The organism is Planosporangium thailandense, from assembly GCF_011947195.1.
Lineage (GTDB): Bacteria > Actinomycetota > Actinomycetes > Mycobacteriales > Micromonosporaceae > Planosporangium > Planosporangium thailandense.
Map to the genome: position 1 here is coordinate 13,177 of NZ_JAATVY010000001.1, position 19,992 is coordinate 33,168.

Annotated in this window: 14 protein-coding genes; 10 read left to right on the forward strand and 4 right to left on the reverse strand. The window is 71.6% G+C overall.

The features are described from left to right. The first annotated feature begins 1 nt into the window (after position 1). A complete protein-coding gene (gatA, locus tag HC031_RS00070; protein WP_167923041.1) occupies positions 2-1,492 on the forward strand; it encodes an Asp-tRNA(Asn)/Glu-tRNA(Gln) amidotransferase subunit GatA in 1,491 nt (496 codons plus the stop codon). Next, on the forward strand, positions 1,489-2,988 hold the full coding sequence (gene gatB / locus HC031_RS00075; RefSeq protein ID WP_167923042.1) for an Asp-tRNA(Asn)/Glu-tRNA(Gln) amidotransferase subunit GatB: 1,500 nt from the start codon (positions 1,489-1,491) through the stop codon (positions 2,986-2,988). Before gatA ends, gatB begins: the two co-directional genes overlap by 4 nt. A gap of 55 nt (positions 2,989-3,043) precedes the next feature. Here gatB and HC031_RS32745 read toward each other — a convergent pair whose 3' ends face one another. Together HC031_RS32745 and HC031_RS00085 are read right to left on the reverse strand one after the other, a co-directional pair. Next, the gene (locus HC031_RS32745; RefSeq protein ID WP_167923043.1) at positions 3,044-4,645 is read right to left on the reverse strand and encodes a metallophosphoesterase; all 1,602 of its coding nucleotides are present in this window, start codon (positions 4,643-4,645) and stop codon (positions 3,044-3,046) included. A 21-nt stretch (positions 4,646-4,666) separates the two neighbouring features. Further along, positions 4,667-5,839 (reverse strand): PQQ-dependent sugar dehydrogenase, encoded by a 1,173-nt coding sequence (locus HC031_RS00085; protein WP_167923499.1) that lies wholly within the window; start codon positions 5,837-5,839, stop codon positions 4,667-4,669. Positions 5,840-5,979: 140 nt separating this feature from the next. Between HC031_RS00085 and HC031_RS00090 the strand changes: the two genes are divergently transcribed. Further along, on the forward strand, positions 5,980-6,891 hold the full coding sequence (locus HC031_RS00090) for an NAD(P)-dependent oxidoreductase (protein WP_167923044.1): 912 nt from the start codon (positions 5,980-5,982) through the stop codon (positions 6,889-6,891). On the opposite strand, the gene HC031_RS00095 is transcribed toward HC031_RS00090, so the two are convergent. Then, a complete protein-coding gene (locus tag HC031_RS00095) occupies positions 6,885-7,331 on the reverse strand; it encodes a PH domain-containing protein (protein WP_338090411.1) in 447 nt (148 codons plus the stop codon). The genes HC031_RS00090 and HC031_RS00095 overlap by 7 nt on opposite strands. Before the next feature lie 218 nt (positions 7,332-7,549). Between HC031_RS00095 and HC031_RS00100 the strand changes: the two genes are divergently transcribed. Then, positions 7,550-9,145 carry a hypothetical protein gene (locus tag HC031_RS00100; RefSeq protein WP_167923046.1) on the forward strand — a complete coding sequence of 532 codons (1,596 nt, stop codon included), beginning with the start codon at positions 7,550-7,552 and terminating at the stop codon, positions 9,143-9,145. A gap of 2 nt (positions 9,146-9,147) precedes the next feature. Here the strand turns inward: HC031_RS00100 and ilvD are convergent, their stop codons facing one another. Then, positions 9,148-10,995 (reverse strand): dihydroxy-acid dehydratase, encoded by a 1,848-nt coding sequence (gene ilvD / locus HC031_RS00105; RefSeq protein ID WP_167923047.1) that lies wholly within the window; start codon positions 10,993-10,995, stop codon positions 9,148-9,150. A 155-nt stretch (positions 10,996-11,150) separates the two neighbouring features. Here ilvD and HC031_RS34205 point away from each other — a divergent pair, with 155 nt between their 5' ends. The 6 genes from HC031_RS34205 to HC031_RS00135 all read left to right on the forward strand — a co-directional run bounded on the left by HC031_RS34205 (position 11,151) and on the right by HC031_RS00135 (position 19,772). Further along, on the forward strand, positions 11,151-13,520 hold the full coding sequence (locus HC031_RS34205) for an EAL domain-containing protein (protein ID WP_167923048.1): 2,370 nt from the start codon (positions 11,151-11,153) through the stop codon (positions 13,518-13,520). A gap of 196 nt (positions 13,521-13,716) precedes the next feature. Beyond that, the gene (locus HC031_RS00115) at positions 13,717-15,561 is read left to right on the forward strand and encodes an acetolactate synthase large subunit (protein ID WP_167923049.1); all 1,845 of its coding nucleotides are present in this window, start codon (positions 13,717-13,719) and stop codon (positions 15,559-15,561) included. After that, on the forward strand, positions 15,561-16,079 hold the full coding sequence (ilvN, locus tag HC031_RS00120) for an acetolactate synthase small subunit (RefSeq protein WP_167923050.1): 519 nt from the start codon (positions 15,561-15,563) through the stop codon (positions 16,077-16,079). Before HC031_RS00115 ends, ilvN begins: the two co-directional genes overlap by 1 nt. Positions 16,080-16,089: 10 nt before the next feature. Continuing rightward, positions 16,090-17,103, forward strand: a complete 1,014-nt coding sequence (ilvC, locus tag HC031_RS00125) for a ketol-acid reductoisomerase (RefSeq protein WP_167923051.1) — start codon at positions 16,090-16,092, stop codon at positions 17,101-17,103. A 325-nt stretch (positions 17,104-17,428) separates the two neighbouring features. Beyond that, positions 17,429-18,460: a 3-isopropylmalate dehydrogenase gene (locus tag HC031_RS00130; protein WP_167923500.1), complete on the forward strand. Its 1,032-nt coding sequence runs from the start codon at positions 17,429-17,431 to the stop codon at positions 18,458-18,460. A gap of 217 nt (positions 18,461-18,677) precedes the next feature. Then, positions 18,678-19,772, forward strand: a complete 1,095-nt coding sequence (locus HC031_RS00135) for a branched-chain amino acid aminotransferase (protein WP_167923052.1) — start codon at positions 18,678-18,680, stop codon at positions 19,770-19,772. Positions 19,773-19,992: the final 220 nt, after the last annotated feature.

Sequence of the window (19,992 nt, forward strand, 5' to 3'; positions counted from 1 at the left end):
CGTGACTGACGTAACCAGGGCGACCGCCGCCGAGCTGGGTCGGCTCATCGGCTCCGGGGAGGTCTCCGCCGAGGAGGTCACCCGCGCCCACCTCGACCGCATCGCCGAGGTCGACGACCGGGTGCACGCGTTCCTGCACGTCGACGCCGAAGGGGCGATCGCCGCGGCGCGCGCGGTCGACGCCGCCCGTGCCCGGGGGGAGCAGCTCGGCCCCCTCGCCGGCGTGCCGATCGCGATCAAGGACGTGATCGCCACCAAGGGCGTACCGACGACCTGCGCGTCCAAGATCCTTGAGGGGTGGCGGCCGCCCTACGACGCCACGATCATGGAGCGGATCCACGCCGCCGGCATGGTGATGCTCGGCAAGACCAACATGGACGAGTTCGCGATGGGCTCGTCGACGGAGTACTCGGCGTACGGCGTCACCCGCAACCCGTGGGACCTCGACCGGATTCCGGGCGGCTCGGGTGGCGGCTCGGCGGCCGCGGTCGCCGCGTACGAGGCGCCGCTCGCGATCGGCACCGATACCGGTGGTTCGATCCGCCAGCCCGGCGCGGTCACCGGCACCGTCGGCTCCAAGCCGACGTACGGCGGCACCTCCCGGTACGGGCTCGTCGCCTTCTCCTCGTCGCTGGACACCCCCGGCCCGGTGTCGCGCAACGTGCTCGACGCGGCGCTGCTGCACGAGGTCATCGGCGGGCACGACCCGCGCGACTCGACGTCGATCCCGGCGCCCGTGCCGCCCGTCGTCGAGGCGGCCCGCCGCGGCGCGACCGGCGACCTGACCGGCGTACGGCTCGGCCTGGTGCGCGAGTTCACCGGCGAGGGCGCCGAGCCGGGAGTCGCGGCCGCGGTCCGGGACGCGATCGACGCGCTGGTCAAGCTCGGCGCCGAGGTCGTCGAGGTGTCCTGCCCGCACTTCGAGTACGCCCTGCCGGCCTACTACCTGATCGCGCCGAGCGAGGCCTCGTCCAACCTGGCCCGCTTCGACAGCGTCCGCTACGGGCTGCGCGTCGGCGACGACGGCCAGCGCTCGCTCGAAGAGGTCATGTCGCTGACCCGCGAGGCCGGCTTCGGCCCCGAGGTGAAGCGCCGGATCATCCTCGGCACGTACGCGCTGTCGGCCGGCTACTACGACGCCTACTACGGCCAGGCGCAGAAGGTGCGCACCCTGATCACGAACGACTTCAAGGCCGCGTTCGAGCAGGTCGACGTGCTGGTCGCGCCGACCACGCCGTTCGTGGCGTTCCCGTTCGGCGCGCGTACCTCCGACCCGTACCAGATGTACCTCGCCGACCTGTACACGATCCCGTCCAACCTGTACGGCGGCCCGGCGATCTCCGTGCCCGCCGGTCTGTCCGGCGGGATGCCGGTCGGCCTGCAGATCATGGCCCCGACCATGGCCGACGACCGGATGTACCGGGTCGCGGCCGCGTGCGAGACCGCGATCCCCACGCTGACGCCGCCCACCCTGTCTGGGAGCAACGCATGACCACGACCGCCCCGTCGACCGTCGAAGAGGTCATTACCCGCTACGAGCCGGTGATCGGCCTGGAGACCCACGTCGAGCTGGGTACCCGCACGAAGATGTTCTGCGGCTGCCCCACCGAGTTCGGCGCCGAGCCCAACACCCAGGTCTGCCCGGTCTGCCTCGGCCTGCCCGGCAGCCTCCCGGTCGCCAACAAGGCGGCGATCGAGGCGACGATCCGCATCGGTCTGGCGCTCAACTGCTCGATCGCGACCTGGTGCCGGTTCGCCCGCAAGAACTACTTCTACCCGGACATGCCCAAGGACTACCAGATCAGCCAGTACGACGAGCCGCTGTGCGTCGACGGCTACCTGGACGTCGAGGTCGAGGGGCAGACCGTACGGGTCGGCATCGAGCGGGTGCACCTGGAGGAGGACACCGGCAAGACGCTGCACATCGGCGGCGCGACCGGGCGCATCCACGGGGCGACCGAGTCGCTGGTCGACTACAACCGGGCCGGCATCCCGCTGGTCGAGATCGTCACCAAGCCGGTCGCCGGCACCGGTGCGCTCGCGCCGGCCGTGGCCCGGGCATACGTGACGGAGCTGCGCGACATCATCCGCTCGCTGGGCGTCTCCGATGTCCGGATGGAGCAGGGCTCGCTGCGCTGCGACGTCAACACCTCGCTCAACCGGCCCGGTGAGGAGTGGGGCACCCGTACCGAGACCAAGAACGTCAACTCGCTGCGCTCGGTCGAGCGGGCGGTCCGCTCGGAGATGCTGCGCCAGGCGGCGGTGCTCGACGCCGGGGGCAAGATCACCCAGGAGACGCGGCACTTCCACGAGGACACCGGCGAGACCACGTCCGGCCGCAGCAAGGAGACGGCGACCGACTACCGGTACTTCCCGGACCCCGACCTGGTGCCGCTCGCGCCCGATCCGGCGTGGGTCGAGGAGCTGAAGGCGGCCCTGCCCGAGCCGCCCCGGGTGCACCGCGAGCGGCTGCGCGAGCAGTGGGGCGTCTCCGAGCACGACATGCAGTCGATCATCAACGCCGGCGCGGTGGAGCTGATCGAGGCGACCGTCGCCGAGGGCGCCTCGCCCGACGCGGCCCGCAAGTGGTGGCTCGGCGAGCTGGCGCGGCGCGCCAACGAGACCGGAGTCGAGCTGGCCGAAGTGGGCGCCACCCCGGCGCACGTCGCCGAGCTGCAGCGCCTCGTCGACGAGGGCAAGCTGACCGACAAGCTGGCCCGTACCGTCCTGGAAGGCGTGGTGGCCGGCGAGGGCAGCCCGAGCGAGGTCGTCGCCGCGCGCGGGCTGGAGGTCGTGTCGGACACCGGCGCGCTCACCGCGGCCGTGGACGAGGCGATCGCCGCCAACCCGGACGTGGCGCAGAAGGTCCGCGACGGCAAGGTCGCCGCGGCCGGTGCGCTGGTCGGCGCGGTCATGAAGGCCACCAAGGGCCAGGCCGACGCCAAGACGGTACGCGAACTGATCCTTTCGCGGCTCGGCGCCGCCTGACTCGCAGATCTTGGACACTTGGCGGTGCCATAGGCCCGCCAAGTGTCCAAGATCGCTATGAGGCGCTGGGCGACGGTGTCGGTGCGGCGTCCCCGGTCTGGTCGTCCTTGACGAGGTGCCGCTGCAGCGTCACCTCGGTCTGCCCGGTGCCGCCCACCGAGATGTCGTCGTAGGCCTGCAGCGTGTGCTTCTTCGCGTCGAAGTACAGCACCGACAGCGCCAGCGGCAGCGGCTCCTTGCCCTCCAGGCCCCGCAGGCCGGCCCCGCCGGTCGAGCCTTCGACCATCAGCAGGGTCCGCGCCGTGCCCGGGGCGGTGCCGCCCGGGTTGGCCAGCCGCCGGACCTCGCGCTGGTGCAGGTGGCCGGAGAGCACCAGCGGTACCCGGCCGGCCAGCGGCATCGCGGCCGTCGGGTCGTGCACGAGCGCGATGTCCGGGGCGTGCTGCATCTCCAGGATCGAGTTGGCCAGCAGCTGCCCGGCGTTGATCTCCTGCTGTACGCCCTTGTCCTGGGCGGCGCCGGGGGCGTTGTTCGGCGAAGACTTGTCCGGGGTGAACTGCGGGTCGCCGATACCGGTGATCGTGAGTCCGTCGATGGTGACCGCTCCGCCGTCGAGGACCTTCGCATTGGGCTGCCGGGCCACCGCCGCCTGAGTGTTCATGGAGTCGTGGTTGCCGCGGACGAACACGTACGGCACCTTCAGCGAGGCGATCGACGACACGTACGACGCCTCCGGCTCGCTGCCCCAGTCGGTCATGTCGCCGGTATCGATGATCAGATTGACGTTGAACTGCTGTGCGACCGTCCGTACGACCGACCAGGCGGCCGGGTTGAGGTGCATGTCGGAGATGTGCAGGACCCGGATCGTGGAGTTGTCCGGCTCGTACACCGGCAGCGTGGAGATCGTGTCGTACAGCTTGCCGACGTTTCCGACCAGCCGCTGTAGCTCGGCCCGGTACGCCGAGTACCGGCCGGCGATCTGCCGGGCGTCGCCGACGACGGCCGGGGCGTTGACCAGCAGACCCTCGTACCGTGGCTCCTCGATGGCGGCGGGCCGGAACGTGGCGACCGAGACGACCGCCGTGCCGGCGAGGATGGCCAGCGACAGGCCACCGGACGCGGCCACCCGCCGCACCGAGCGGTACAGCAGCGCGGTGAGGACCATCGCACCGAGTACGGATACCCCGGCGACCTGGAAGACCAGCCGCAGCACCCCGTCGCGTAGGTCGTCGACCGCGCCGCCACTGGCCTTCTCGAGCGCTGCCGGGTTGGTGACCAGCGCCTTCGCGCGCTGCTGGTCGAGCGCGGTGAGCTGCACCGACAGGTGCGCCGGGCCGGAGTGACTGGCCAGGTGCAGCGAACCGAGCGGTGGGATGCCGACATCCGTGCCACCGTTCAGCGCCGGGGTGACGGCGAACCTTGCGTGGAACGGCCCCACGTCGGCGGAGACCCGCCCGGCTATCAGGACACCGACGACCATGCCGACCGCCGTCACGGCGAGCAGGCCGAGCAGCCAGCCGGCGCGCCGGACGTGGCGGTGGCGCAGAACCCGCACGCCGGGCGCCAGGGCGGCGCTCACCACCCGTAGACCGGCGTACAGGCGACGCCCGGCAGCGGCGAGCCGGCCACGGCGCGACAGATCATCGTTCGGGGACACAGAATCCATAGTGCCCGACAATCAGCTGCGGTCCGCGCCTCCGGCACCGGAGATGACCACCCGGATGATCTGGTCGTCGTCCGGCTTGGGCGTGCCCCTGCCGTCCCGGTTGGAGGTGGAGATCCACAGCGAACCGTCGGGTGCCACGGTGGCCGCGCGTAGCCGGCCGTACGTTCCGACCAGGAGCGGGGCGGGCGCGCCGAAAAGACCGCCCGCCGCGGTGAGCTGCATCAGCCACAGCCGTTGGCCTTTCAGGCAGGCGGTGGCCAGCACCTTGCCCGCCACGACCGCCGCCCCCGAGCAGGACGCCTCGGACGGCTTCCACGAAACGATCGGGTCGACGAACCGGCTGTCGCGCGCGACGCCCTCCGCCACGGGCCAGCCGTAGTTCTTTCCCGCCTCGATGACGTTGACCTCGTCCCAGGTGTCCTGGCCGAACTCGGTGGCGTACAGGTGCTTGGCCGGATCCCAGGCCAGCCCCTGTACGTTGCGATGCCCGTACGAATAGACCAGGTTGTTGAACGGGTTGCCCGGGGCCGGCTTGCCGTCCGGGGTCATGCGCAGGATCTTCCCAGCCAGGCTGGTGGTGTCCTGCGCGAGGCTGCGCTGGCCGGCGTCGCCGGTGCTGGCGTAGAGGAACCCGTCCGGGCCGAACGCCAGCCGCCCGCCGTCGTGGTTGGCGGCGGCCGGGATACCGGTGACGATCGGCTGCGGCTTGGCCCCGAGCGTCAGCTTCGCGATGCGGTTGTCGGTCGCGGTCGTGTAGTACACGAAGATCGTCTTGTCGGTGGCGTAGGCGGGGGACACCGCGAGCCCCAGCAGGCCGCCCTCCCCGTTGGGGACGGCGTCGTCGATGGTCTGCGCCGTGGTGACCGTGAGGCCGCTCGCGTCGCTGTCCGGACCGAGCTTTAGGATCCGCCTGCTGTTGCGTTCGGTGACCAGCGCCGCGCCGTCGGGCAGGAAGGCGACCTCCCAGGGCACGTCCAGGTGTTTGGCCAGCACCGTGGTGACCACGCTCAGATCGTCACCGCCTGAGCTGGCCGAAGACGACGGCGTCGGCAGGTTGGGAGGCGAGCCCGCCTGGTCGGGAGGGGGCGGACCGAAGGAGCAGCCCGCGACGAGCAGGCCCGCGACCAAGGTCCCGACCACCGCGCGGACGGCGGCCCGGGCGTCTGCGCGAAGTCCGCCGTCGATGGAGCGCTCAGGGGCGGGGGCGATCACGCCGTCCAGCCTAACCGGACCGCGCCGCCCGCCTTGGGGACGCGCGGACGGGGACGAGTGCCGGGCGACCCGATGGCGACCGTCGGTCACGAGGCCGGATACGGTAGATGATCGTGAAGGTCTGGATTCCCGACGAGATCGGACGGTCGCTGCTCGGCGATCTGCCCACGGAGACGACGGTGGAGGTGTTCGCCGGCGACGGCGCGCCGCCGTCCGACCCGGCGACGGTCGAGTTCTGGTCGCCGCCGTTCCTGTCGACGAGCGCCGCCGCCGAACTGTTCGCCGGGATGCCCCGGCTGCGCGTGGTGCAACTGCTGTCGGCCGGCGCGGACGCGTGGGTCGACCGGATCCCGGCCGGGGTCACGCTCTGCGACGCCCAGGGCGTACACGACTCCTCGACCTCCGAGTGGGTGGTCGGCGCGATGCTGTCGTACCTGCGGGAGTTCCCGAGGTTCGTCCGTGCCCAGGAACGGCGGGAATGGGCGTACGGCGTGACCGACGAACTGGCCGGCAAGCGCGTGCTCATCGTCGGCGCCGGTTCGATCGGCCGGGCCATCGCCCGCCGGCTGGAGCCCTTCGAGGTGTCGCTGACGCTGGTCGCCCGTACCGCCCGCGACGGCGTCCACGGCGTCGACGAGCTGCCCCGGCTGCTGCCGTACGCCGACGTGGTGGTGCTCGTCGTGCCGCTCACGCGCGAGACCACAGGCCTGGTCGACGCCGCGTTCCTCGCCGCGATGCCCGACGGATCACTGCTCGTGAACGCGGCCCGTGGCCCCGTCGTGGACACCGCGGCGCTCACCGCCGAGCTCGCGACCGGGCGCATCGCGGCGGCCGTCGACGTGACCGACCCCGAGCCGCTACCGGCCGACCACCCGTTGTGGGACATGCCGAACCTGCTGCTCACGCCGCATGTCGGGGGATCCGTACAGGGATTTCGGCCGCGGACGTACCGTCTCGCCGGCGACCAGATCCGCCGATTCGCCGCCGGGCAGCCGCTGAAGAACGTGGTGACCGACGGCTACTGAGCCCGCCCGGGGTGGCTCTCCCGCTGCTGGGTGGCGTCGTGCGGGTCGTCGGTCGGGTGCGGGCCATCCGGCGTCCCGTCCGGCTCCGCGGTCTTCTCCACGACCGCGTCCCCGAGCGTCGCCAGGTCGGCTGCGCCGACGGCGGGCAGCCGCACCTGGCTGCCGGTCGTCAGGATCGCATAGGCCCGCCTGCGGTCGGCGGGCACCAGCGCGGTGATCTGCGACCAGGGGATGAACCGCGAGCCGAACAGGGCCCGGATGCGTACGCCCTCGGGGCCCACATCGGTGCCGGCCCGCCAGCCCCACACCCCGACGAGGATCGGTACCAGCGCGATCGGCGACAGGTAGATGTGCGACGTGGCAAGCGGCATAGCGCCGAAGAACGCGACGACGGCGGCGACGGTGATGGCGGCGTTGTACCGGAACTTTTGTTGACGCACGGGGTCATCGTCCCATCCCGGCGCGGGCGCCGTTCTCGGTAGGGCCGGATCGCGCCGGGGCGGGTGGCCGCCCGGCGACAGCTCCGGGGCCGGCGGGCACGGCCGACCCGGGCGTGGGTGCGAAGGCATACATTCATGGACATGAGCGGCTCGCGGCGGCTGGACCGCGGGATCCCTCGTGTTGCCGGCAGTGGCGCGATGCTGCCAAGGTAGTCGGCGTGAGCAGCGGAGAGAGCTGGACTCGCAGCGCTGGACGGCCCGGAGCCGGGCAACAGATCGGCGGCGGCGAGGAACAGCCCGCCCCCGACGAGCGGGAACGCCGCCGTGCCCGTTGGCGTGATCTCAGCCCCTCGGCGCTGCGGGCCGGGCCGGTGCCGCGAGCCGAGGAGCTCGGCGAAGACGACTACTGGTCCTACCTGCGGGGAGACCGCGAGCACCCGCCGTCAGGCGACGACGCCGACGAGCGGGAGGACCGTGCCGCGGCGCGGCAACCGCCGCCGGCCGAGACGGAGGCCTGGGCAGCGGCGCTCACGCAGACGTGGTCGCCCAGGGTGATGGCGGACGGGGACGCCGAGCAGCCGGAGACCACCGGGGATCCCGCGCCGCAGCCGCAGCCGCAGCCGCAGCCTCAGCCTCCGCCGCTGCCCGGGCCGGTGGTGCTGCCGGAGTGGGAGCCGGCATTCGAGCCGGTGGCGGAGCCGGCATCCGAGCCGGTATCCGGGCCGGAGTGGGAGCCGCAGGCGGACCTGGCGCGCGAGCCGCGGACAGCGACGGCGCGCGAGCCGCTGCCGGAGGGCGATGCGGCCCGGGTTCACGGCCAGCCGGCCGGCCGCGCCCCGGCCGGCTTCACCCGCCGGGAACGCGTCCTGCCGGGGCTCGCGCGGCCGCTGGCGTTGACCGCGGTGGTGGCGCTCTGCTGGCTCGCCGTGGTTGCGTACGGCGTCGTGCGCCTCGACCTGCTGTGGGGGCTGATCGCGCTGGCCGCGGGAGTCGGCGCGCTCGCCCTCGGACTGCAGGGCCGCTCGGCCGTCGGGCTGGCGCCGGTGCTCGTCGGTGCGGCGGCCTGGGGCATGACCACCGGCGGCGAGGTACCGGAGTCGCTGTCCGACGTCGTCGGTGATCTCCAGCTCATAGCGCTGAACGCGCTGTACGCGGTGCCGCTGCTGATCGCGTACGGGCTGACCACCTGGCTGGACGCGGTGGGATCGGCGCGGGACCGGGTCCGCGCGGCGGTGGAGGGCCGGCGCTGGTGGGGCAGTGCCGACGTACCCGACGCCGAGCCGGGCATCGCCGAGCTCGAGGCGATCCCGTCGGCGCGGTTCTTCCAGCTTCCGACCGGCCCGTACCCGCATCTCGTCACGGCCGGCCGGCGAGTGGCGCTGATCCGGGGCACCGTGTGGCCGCCCGGCGAGTACACGATCACGGAGGCGGGCGAGGTCCACCGCGACGGCCGCGGCTTCGCCCAGGGCTCGGCCGAACTCCGGGCCGCCATCACCGAGGCCCGACGCTGGGCCGAGCGGACCGGGTCGGCGGCCTCCGCCGTCACGGGCTTTCTCGTCGTACACCCGGCCAGCGACCGTCCAGGTGACCGCGTCGACCTGGACCGGCCGCGGACCGGCGGCGTACGGCTGGTCACCGCCGCGGAGTTCATGGCGGTGGCCGGCGACTACCTGGCGGCTGAGCCGTACCGGCTGGATGTGGTGCTCACCGAGCGGCTCGGCGAGCACCTACCGATCTTCGTCGCGCCCGACCCGGCCGACGCGCCGCCGGCCGGCCGGAAACCGCCGGTCGGCCAGGAACCGTCGGCCTCCTGAGGTCACTCCGGGACGCGGCGGTACGCGCCGTCGCTGGCGCTGGTCGCCATCGACGCGTACGCCCGCAGCGCCGCCGAGACCGGGCGGTCCCGGTCGGCCGGCGTGTACGGGCGGTCGCGCTTGTCCTGCGCGATCCGGCGGGCCTCCAGGACGTCGTCGGGCACGTTGAGCACCAGCGACCTGGCCGGGATGTCGATAGCGATCTCGTCGCCGTCCTCGACCAGCGCGATCAGGCCGCCACCGGCCGCCTCGGGCGAGATGTGCCCGATGGACAGCCCGGACGTGCCGCCGGAGAAGCGCCCGTCGGTGATCAGCGCGCAGGCCCGGCCGAGCCCGCGGCCCTTGAGGAACGAGGTCGGGTAGAGCATCTCCTGCATGCCCGGGCCGCCGCGCGGCCCCTCGTACCGGATGACCACGACGTCGCCGGGCTGGACGGTCTTGTCGAGGATGCCGGCGACGGCGTCCTCCTGGGACTCGAAGACCCGGGCGGGGCCGCGGAACTCCAGGCACTCGGCCGGGACGCCGGCGGTCTTGACGACGCAGCCGTCGGGCGCGAGGTTGCCGAACAGGATCGCGAGGCCGCCGTCGGCGGAGTAGGCGTTCGCCGCGTCCCGGATGCAGCCTTCGGCGGCGTCGGTGTCAAGGCTCGACCAGCGGTTGTCGGTCGAGAACGGCTCCGTGGTCCGCACCCCGCCGGGCGCGGCGTGGAACAGTTCGATCGCTTCCGGCTTCGCGCTGCCGCTGCGCACGTCCCAGTCCGCCAGCCAGGTGTCCAGCGACTCGGCGTGCACCGAGTGCACGTCCTTGTGGAGCAGCCCGGCCCGGTTGAGCTCACCGAGGATGGCGGGGATGCCGCCGGCCCGGTGCACGTCCTCCATGTGGTACTGCGGGGTGTTCGGCGCGACCTTGCACAGGCACGGCACCCGGCGCGAGACGGCGTCGATGTCGGTGACCGAGAAGTCCAGGCCGGCCTCGCGGGCGGCAGCGAGCAGGTGCAGCACGGTGTTGGTCGACCCGCCCATGGCGACGTCGAGGGCCATGGCGTTCTCGAACGCCGCGCGCGAGGCGATCGACCGGGGCAGGACGCTCTCGTCGTCTTCGCCGTAGTAGCGGCGGGCCAGGTCCACTACGATCCGCCCGGCGTCGAGGAAGAGCTGACGCCGCGCCGCGTGGGTGGCGAGCGTCGAGCCGTTGCCCGGCAGCGACAGGCCGATCGCCTCGGTGAGGCAGTTCATCGAGTTGGCGGTGAACATGCCCGAGCACGACCCGCAGGTCGGGCACGCGGACCGCTCGATCTGGCCGAGCTGGTCGTCGGTGACCGCCTCGTTGGCCGACGCGATCATCGCGTCGATCAGGTCGATCTTGGGGTGGACGATGCCCTCGATCGCGATCGTCTTGCCGGCCTCCATCGGGCCGCCGGAGACGAAGACGGTCGGGATGTTGAGCCGCAGGGCGGCCATGAGCATGCCCGGCGTGATCTTGTCGCAGTTGGAGATGCAGACCAGGGCGTCCGCGCAGTGCGCGTTGACCATGTACTCCACGGAGTCGGCGATCAGCTCGCGGCTGGGCAGCGAGTACAGCATGCCGCCGTGGCCCATCGCGATGCCGTCGTCGACGGCGATCGTGTTGAACTCCTTGGCGACGCCGCCGGCCTCGGCCACCGCCTCCGCCACCAGCGCGCCGAGGTTACGAAGGTGCACATGCCCGGGTACGAACTGGGTGAAGCTGTTGGCGATGGCGACGATCGGCTTGCCGAAGTCGCTGTCCGTCATCCCGGTGGCGCGCCACAGGGCGCGCGCGCCGGCCATGTTTCGACCGTGGGTGGATGTCTTCGACCTCAGTTCGGGCATGAGCCAAGTTTGGCACCGGTGGCCGCGATCGGGGAGGCCCAGGTCGGGCGACGTCCACGAGGCGGGACGCGAATCCGGCCCCGGATAGGAAAACGGGCCAGACGAATAGGGCGACGGGCGGGACAGGAGCCGGGACGTGCGGCACAGTGGAGGTCGTGCCTGTCATCTACGGTCTCGCGCCGGCGGCGGCCTGTGCCGTCGCCGTCGTGCTCTGCGCGACCGTGCTGGTCAGAGTGGCCAGGGCCGGCGACGCGATCCCCGGTGAGCGCGCCCGCGAGGGCTGGGAGGAGCGCGAGGACCGGACGGACCAGGCAGACCGGACGGTTCGCGACGACCGGACGATTCGGGAGGACCGCCGGCGGGCCTGCCTGATCCTGGCGCTGGCGCTACCGCTCGGCGCGCTCGGGCCGGTGGCCGTGCTCCTCGACGTGATGGTGGCCACCGAACCGTCGGGGCTGCGGCTGGGCGCGGAGGCGGCGGCCACGTCGGTGCTGTCGACGCCGTTGATCCTGGCCGGCGCGCTCGGTGGGCTGGGCATCGTCACCAGCCGGCGGGCGCTGCTGCGCCACGTCCTCGACGGCCTGGTCATCGGCGTCAGCGTGTTCTACGCCGGCTGGACGCTGGTGGGCGAGCCACTGCACCGCCACCACGGCGGAGACCCGACGCCGCAGCGGCTGCAGGCCTCCTGCGTCGTGGTGTCCGGTCCGATCCTGGTCGGGCTCGTCGCGACCGGCGTGCTCGTGGCCGCGGGGCTCAAGTCGCCGCCGGTCCGCCGGCTGTGCCTGGGCGCCGCCGTACCGTGCCTGGCGGCGTCGCTGTTGCCGATGGCCGTGTTCTTCGCCAACGGCGTGTTGACGGCGGTGGCCGTCCTCGGATACGGGCTCGGCGCGCTCGTCCTGACGTACGCCGTCCGGACGGCGCCGGTGCCGGCGCGGTCGGTCAGCCGGTCGCCGGACGGCCTCGCCGTGTCACTCGCGCTCGTCGTCGTCGCCGCGGTGGCCTGCGTGGTCCACCTGCTGTTCCTCGACGGCTCGATCGACCAGATCAGCGTCGGCGCCGCCATCGTCGTCGGCGGGGCGCTCGCCGCGCAGCAGGCGCTGGCCCGCATCGACCTCCGCCGCACCGCCGACCGGCTGGCGCACAGCGAGGCGCATTTCCGGATGATGGCGCACACCGACGCGCTCACGGGGCTGGCCAACCGGCGGCAGCTGCTCAACGCGCTGCAGGAGGAGGGCGTCGGCGGCCCGTCCCAGGTCCTGCTCGCGATCGACCTCGACGGGTTCAAGAACATCAACGACACGCGCGGGCACGACGTGGGTGACCTCGTGCTCGTCGACGTCGCCGCGCGGCTGCGGAGCAACCTGCGCCCGGGCGATCTTCCGGTACGCCTGGGCGGCGACGAGTTCGCCGTGCTGATGCGGGCGTCGGCGGTCGAGGCGACGGCGGTCGCCGAGCGGCTGCTGGCCGTGCTGTGCCGCCCGTACGAGGTCGACGGCGTGACCGTGTTCCTGTCGGCGAGCATCGGGCTGGCCTCGGCAGCCACGGCCGACACGATCGAGGGCCTCATGCGCGACGCCGACGTCGCCCTGCGCTTCGCCAAGCAGCGCGGCAAGCAGCGGGTGGAGCAGTACGACCTGGCGTACGACCGGTGGCTGCGCCGCCGCACCGAGCTGGAGCACGAACTGCGCGGCGCGGTCGACCGCGGTGAGCTGATGCTGGTGTACCAGCCGGTGGCGCACCTGCCCGACGGCCGGGTGGCCGGGGTGGAGACGCTGCTGCGCTGGCACCACCCGCGGCTGGGGACCGTGCCGCCCGACGAGTTCATCCCGCTCGCCGAGGACGCGGGGCTGATCCACGGGCTGGGCGAGTTCGTCCTCCACGAGGCGTGCCACCAGCTGTCGCGTTGGATCGCCGACGGCCACGAGGTCTACCTCGCCGTGAACGTGTCCGTACGCGAGCTGCACGACCCCGAGTACGCCAGGCAGGTTGCCGAGGTGCTGCGGCGGCACCGGGTGCCACCGGAGCGCCTGGTCATCGAGGTGACCGAGCACGCCGTGGCGCAGGACGTGCAGCAGCTGGTCGACCGGCTCACGGCGCTGCGCGCGGCCGGGGTACGGGTGGCGCTCGACGATTTCGGCTCCGGGTACTCGTCGCTGGGCCAGCTGCGCACGCTGCCGGTCGACATCCTCAAAATCGACAAGACCTTGATCGAGTCGCCGCGGCCGTCCGCGGTGCGGTTCGCGCCGCCGCTCGCCGACGTCGTTGTGCAATTGGGCAACCGGCTCGGTCTGGACGTTGTCGCGGAGGGGATCACCGAGGCGGCCCAGCGGCGGATCCTCGAGGAGGCCGGCTGCCCGTACGCCCAGGGTGACCTGTTCGGACGCCCGATGCCGGCCGAGCGCGTGGAGGCGCTGTTCCGGGCGGATCCGCTTCCGCCGTACGAGCCCGGATCGGACGCTGACGATGGTTCCAAGGTCCAAAACGTGGGACAGGTTGACTCAGCGCGTGAGATGAGGCAAAGTTAGCGCCATGTCGACCACGCCTCGCCGAGTACTTATCACCTAGCGCGCTGAGCTGACTGTCGGCGCGCTAGCCCCCGTGCACCTCGCACGCGGGCTTTTTTCATGCCCGGCGTCCATGCCCCCCGCTCCCGCCGGCCCCCGGGGCCGATGTGATCGAAGCCACCCGCGAGCCCGTTACCGTTCAACCGAAGGCGATCCGATGAGCAGACCAACGCCAGAAGTTCTCGCCCACCGACCTGCCGCGCACGCCGCCCAGACCACCCCGTCGAACCCCGTGGCGCAGATCACCGAGGGTCCGATGAACGGCGCCAGCGCTCTTGTCCGTTCACTCGAGGAGCTCGGCGTAGACATCGTCTTCGGTATCCCGGGCGGTGCGATCCTGCCGGCCTACGACCCGCTGTTCGACTCCAAGAAGGTGCGCCACATCCTGGTCCGCCACGAGCAGGGCGCCGGCCACGCGGCCACCGGGTACGCGCAGGCCACCGGCCGGGTCGGCGTCTGCATGGCCACCTCCGGGCCGGGCGCGACCAACCTGGTGACGCCGATCGCGGACGCGTACATGGACTCGGTGCCCATGGTCGCGATCACCGGACAGGTGGCGAAGAGCGCGATCGGTACCGACGCGTTCCAGGAAGCCGACATCCAGGGGATCACGCTCCCGATCACCAAGCACAACTACCTGGTCCAGACCGGCGAGGAGCTGCCGCGCATCCTCGCCGAGGCGTTCCACCTCGCCGCCACCGGGCGCCCGGGCCCGGTGCTGGTCGACATCCCCAAGGACGTGCTCCAGGGGCAGACCATGTTCACCTGGCCGCCGACGCTGGAGCTGCCCGGCTACCACCCGACGATGCACCCGCACGGCAAGCAGATCCGGGAGGCGGCCCGGCTGATCGCCTCGGCCAAGCGGCCGGTGTTCTACGTCGGCGGCGGCGTCCTCAAGGCCGGCGCCTCGGCCGGCCTGCGCAAGCTCGCGGAGCTGACCGGCGTGCCGGTGGTGACGACGCTCATGGCGCGGGGCGCGTTCCCCGACTCGCACCCGCAGCACCTGGGCATGCCCGGCATGCACGGCACGGTCTCGGCCGTCTACGCGCTCCAGCGCGCCGACCTGATCGTGGCGCTCGGCGCCCGCTTCGACGACCGGGTCACCGGCAAGCTCGACTCGTTCGCGCCCAACGCGACGATCGTGCACGCCGACATCGACCCGGCCGAGATCGGCAAGAACCGGGCGGCCGACGTGCCGATCGTCGGTGATGCCCGGTACGTCATCGACGAGCTGATCGCCGCGGTCTCCGCCGAGGCGAGCGACGGGCCGGCCGGGCGCGAGCGGCTCGCCGACTGGTGGAGCCAGCTCGACGACCTCCGTGACCGGTACCCCCTGGGCTGGGAGGACCCGGCGGACGGCACCCTCGCGCCGCAGCAGGTGATCAAGCGGCTGGGTGAGATCGTCGGGCCGGACGCAATCTACGTCGCAGGCGTGGGCCAGCACCAGATGTGGGCCGCACAGTTCATCAAGTACGAGAACCCGGCCACCTGGCTGAACTCGGGCGGGCTCGGCACGATGGGCTACGCCGTGCCCGCGGCGATGGGCGCGAAGGCCGGCGCCCCCGACAAGGTGGTCTGGGCCATCGACGGGGACGGCTGCTTCCAGATGACCAACCAGGAGCTGGCGACCTGCGCTCTGGAAGGTATTCCGATCAAGGTGGCCGTCATCAACAACGGCAACCTCGGCATGGTGCGGCAGTGGCAGACGCTCTTCTACGACGAGCGCTACTCCAACACCGACCTCGGTACCCACAAGCACCGCATCCCCGACTTCGTCAAGCTGGCCGACGCGCTCGGCTGCGTGGGCCTGCGCTGCGAGACCGTCAGCGACCTGGACAACACGATCGCCGCGGCGATGGCCGTCACCGACCAGCCGGTGGTCATCGACTTCGTCGTGGGCAAGGACGCGATGGTGTGGCCGATGGTCGCGGCCGGCACGAGCAACGACGAGATCATGTTCGCCCGCGGCGTGCGGCCGCGCTTCGACGAGGACGACATCTGATGAACACGCACACCCTCTCGGTTCTCGTGGAGAACAAGCCCGGTGTCCTGGCCCGCGTCTCGGGGCTGTTCTCCCGGCGCGGTTTCAATATCGACTCGCTGGCGGTGGGGGAGACCGAACACCCCGAGGTGTCGCGGATTACCATCGTGGTCAACGCCGACGCGTCTCCACTGGAGCAGGTGACGAAGCAGCTCAACAAGCTGGTCAACGTGCTCAAGATTGTCGAGTTGGAGCACAATGCGTCGGTGCAGCGGGAGCTGATACTGATCAAGGTGCGCGCCGACCGACCGGTCCGCTCGCAGGTGCTCGAGACCGTACAACTGTTCCGAGCGCGCGTGGTCGACGTCGCCCCCGACGCGCTGACGATTGAAGCCACCGGCACGGCCGAGAAGTTGGACGCGTTGATCCGCGATCTGGAGCCGTACGGGATTAAGGAAATGGTGCAGTCCGGCATGGTCGCCATCGGTCGCGGCTCGCGATCGATCACGGCGGGACCAGCCCTCCGGGCCGCTAGCTGAAAGGGATTACATGACCGCCGAGGTGTACTACGACGATGACGCCGACCTGTCGGTGATCCAGGGCCGCAAGGTGGCGGTGATCGGATACGGCAGCCAGGGTCATGCCCACGCCCTGTCGCTGCGCGACTCCGGTGTCGATGTGCGGATCGGTCTGCCCGAGGGCTCGAAGAGCCGGGCCAAGGCCGAGGAGCAGGGGCTTCGCGTCGTGACGCCGGCCGAGGCCGCCGCCGAGGCTGACCTGATCATGATTCTCGCGCCGGACACCGCCCAGCGCCACATCTACGCCGACTCGATCGCCCCGAACCTGAGCGCGGGGAAGGCGCTGTTCTTCGGCCACGGCCTCAACATCCGGTACGGGCTGATCGAGCCTCCGGCCGACGTGGACGTCGCCATGGTGGCGCCGAAGGGCCCCGGTCACCTCGTACGCCGTCAGTTCGTCGACGGCAAGGGCGTGCCCTGCCTGGTCGCCGTGGAGCAGGACGCCACCGGCAACGCCTTCGCCCTGGCGCTCTCGTACGCCAAGGCGATCGGCGGCACCCGCGCCGGCGCGATCAAGACCACCTTCAAGGAGGAGACCGAGACCGACCTGTTCGGCGAGCAGGCGGTGCTCTGTGGCGGCGCGTCGGCGCTGGTGCAGACGGGCTTCGAGGTGCTGACCGAGGCCGGGTACGCCCCGGAGATCGCCTACTTCGAGTGCCTGCACGAGCTGAAGCTGATCGTCGACCTCATGTACGAGGGTGGCATCGCCCGGATGCGCTACAGCATCTCGGACACGGCCGAGTTCGGCGACTACACCCGTGGTCCGCGCGTGGTCAACGAGCAGACCAAGGAGGAGATGCGCAAGATCCTGGCCGAGATCCAGGACGGCACCTTCGCCCGCGAGCTGATTGCGGAGGAGGACGCGGGTCGCCCCAACTTCAACAAGTACCGCGAGCAGGCTGCCCAGCACCCGCTCGAGGTCACCGGCCGCAAGCTGCGCGACATGATGAGCTGGGTGGACCGGCCGATTACTGAGACGGCATAGCACCGAGACGGCCTGACCCGCGCGCGAAGCGCGCGGGTGTGATCCCGGGCGCCGGGGCGGCCACCTTCGCCCCGGCGCCCGAGCACTCCCACCGATCCTGTCGGATCGACGAGCTTGTTTCGAGCCAACAACTCTGGCCGGCGGCTGTCAATACGCGCCGCCCGGTTGACATCCCATGATCGTGAAGGATTTTCCGCGTCAGGACACGGAAAATCCTTCAGGATCATGGAACGGGGCGTCCAGATGGTGGACCTGGTGTACCGATACCTAGGACGATGCCTTAACGTTCCTTAGACCGTACGAAAGCGAGAGAACGGACATGACGGTGGCGCGAATCGCGGTGGTGGCCGGTGACGGTATCGGACCCGAGGTCGTCGCGCAGGCGCGCAAGGTGCTCGAAACCGTCCTGCCCGGTATCGAGGCGACCGAGTACGACCTGGGCGCGGCCCGCTACCACCGCACCGGTGAGGTCCTTCCCGACAGCGTGCTGGACGAACTGGGCCAGCACGACGCGATCCTGCTCGGCGCGGTCGGCGACCCGTCGGTGCCGTCCGGGGTGCTGGAGCGGGGGCTGCTGCTGAAGCTGCGCTTCGCGTTCGATCAGTACGTCAACCTGCGCCCGTCCCGGCTGTGGCCGGGCACCACGAGCCCCCTGGCGAACGCCAAGCCGGGCGAGATCGACCTCGTGGTGGTGCGCGAGGGCACCGAGAGCCTGTACGCCGGCGCCGGCGGCAACCTGCACAAGGGCACCCCGGCCGAGGTGGCCACGGAGGAGAGCCTCAACACCCGGCACGGCGTCGAGCGGGTCGTCCGCGACGCCTTCGCCCGCGCCGCCGCCCGGCCCCGCCGCAAGCTGACCCTGGTCCACAAGAACAACGTGCTGACCCACGCCGGCGACCTGTGGGCGCGGACCTTCAACGAGGTGGCGGCGGAGTACCCGGACATCGCGACCGAGTACCAGCACGTCGACGCCGCCGCGATGTTCCTGGTGACCCAGCCGCAGCGCTACGACGTGATCGTCACCGACAACCTCTTCGGTGACATCCTCACCGACGTCGCCGCTGCCATCACCGGCGGAATCGGCCTGGCCGCGAGCGGAAACATCAACCCCGACCGGCGGTACCCCTCGATGTTCGAGCCGGTGCACGGCTCCGCTCCGGACATCGCCGGCAAGGGTCTGGCCGACCCGGCCGCCGCCGTGCTCTCGGTGGGGCTCCTGCTCGAGCACCTCGGTCACCCCGAGGCCGCTCGGCGGGTCACCGACGCCGTGGCCGCGGAGCTCGCCGGGCGCACACCTGGCGCCCCGCTGCGCACCGACGAGGTCGGCGACCGGCTCGCGGCGGCGGTATCCGCCTGACCGGCGGGCCTCACGCCTTCGGGCCCCGGATCTGCGCGTCGATCGGCGACAACGACGACGGCGAACCGGGGCAAATCAACGCCACTTTTCCTTGATCGACGCGATTGACCCGTTCGACCCCGCCGGACGTCCTCACTTTAACGAGCGTTCGGGGGTAAGTTGCAGGCACGGCCGGTACGGCCCGGCACCCCACCGAGAAGATTTGCGGAGGACATGTATGAGCGGCGGTGAGAGCCTCGAGTTCGAGATTCATCCGAATCCGGCGGCGGTACCCGCCGCGGAGCGGGCCGCTCTGCTGGCCAACCCCGGATTCGGCCGGATCTTCACCGACCACATGGTCACCATTCGATACGCCGAGGGCAAGGGCTGGTACGACCCCCGGGTCGAGGCTCGTGCGCCGATCCAGATGGACCCCGCGACGGCTGTCCTGCACTACGCCCAGGAGATCTTCGAGGGGCTGAAGGCCTACCGAACCGATGACGGTGGCCTGACCATGTTCCGGCCCGACGCCAACGCGCGGCGGTTCCAGGAGTCGGCCCGGCGTATGGCCATGGCGGAGCTTCCTGAGCAGCTGTTCCTCGACTCGCTCGCCGAGCTCGTCCGGATCGACCGCGACTGGGTGCCCGACGACCCTGACGGCAGCCTGTACCTGCGCCCGTTCATGTTCGCGAGCGAGGTGTTCCTCGGCGTCAAGCCGTCCGCGGAGTACCTGTACGTCGTGATCGCCTCGCCGGTCGGCCCGTACTTCAAGGGCGGCGTGGCGCCGGTGACCGTGTGGGTGTCGACCGAGTACACGCGGGCCGCGCCCGGTGGCACCGGTGCGGCCAAGTGTGGCGGTAACTACGCCACCAGCCTGGCGGCGCAGGCCGAGGGGATCGAGCACGGCTGCGAGCAGGTGGTGTTCCTCGACGCGGTCGAGCGCCGGTACGTCGACGAGCTCGGCGGCATGAACATCTTCTTCGTCTTCGACGACGGCAGCCTGGTCACGCCGCCGCTCGGCACGATCCTGCCCGGCATCACCCGGGACGCGGTGATCGCGCTGGCCCGCGAGCAGGGGCACGAGGTCCGCGAGGAGCCGTACTCGATCGACCAGTGGCGCGCCGACGCCGCCAGCGGCCGGCTGCGCGAGGTGTTCGCCTGCGGTACGGCTGCGGTGCTGACCCCGATCGGGACCGTCCGGTCGGCGGACGGCGAGTTCACCGTCGGCGACGGCAGCACCGGTGAGGTTACCGGTCGGCTGCGCCAGACCCTGGTCGACATCCAGCGCGGCCACGTCGCCGACACCCACGGCTGGGTGCGCCGCGTCATCTGATCGCCGTTGAAGACCGGCGCGCCGGCCCCGTGGGCTCGGCGCGCCGGCCCCGTTAGCCCAGCGCGTCGGCCGCCGGGAACCGTCCGGGCGCCCCGTGGCCGGGAACCGTAGCGTCACCCGTCGGCCGCCGGGAACCGTCCGGGCGCGCCGCGCGTCCAACCGGCACCTGTCGCTCTGTGCTGGGAGGTCCCCGTGCCGACGGCCTCTTTCACCGCCCTGC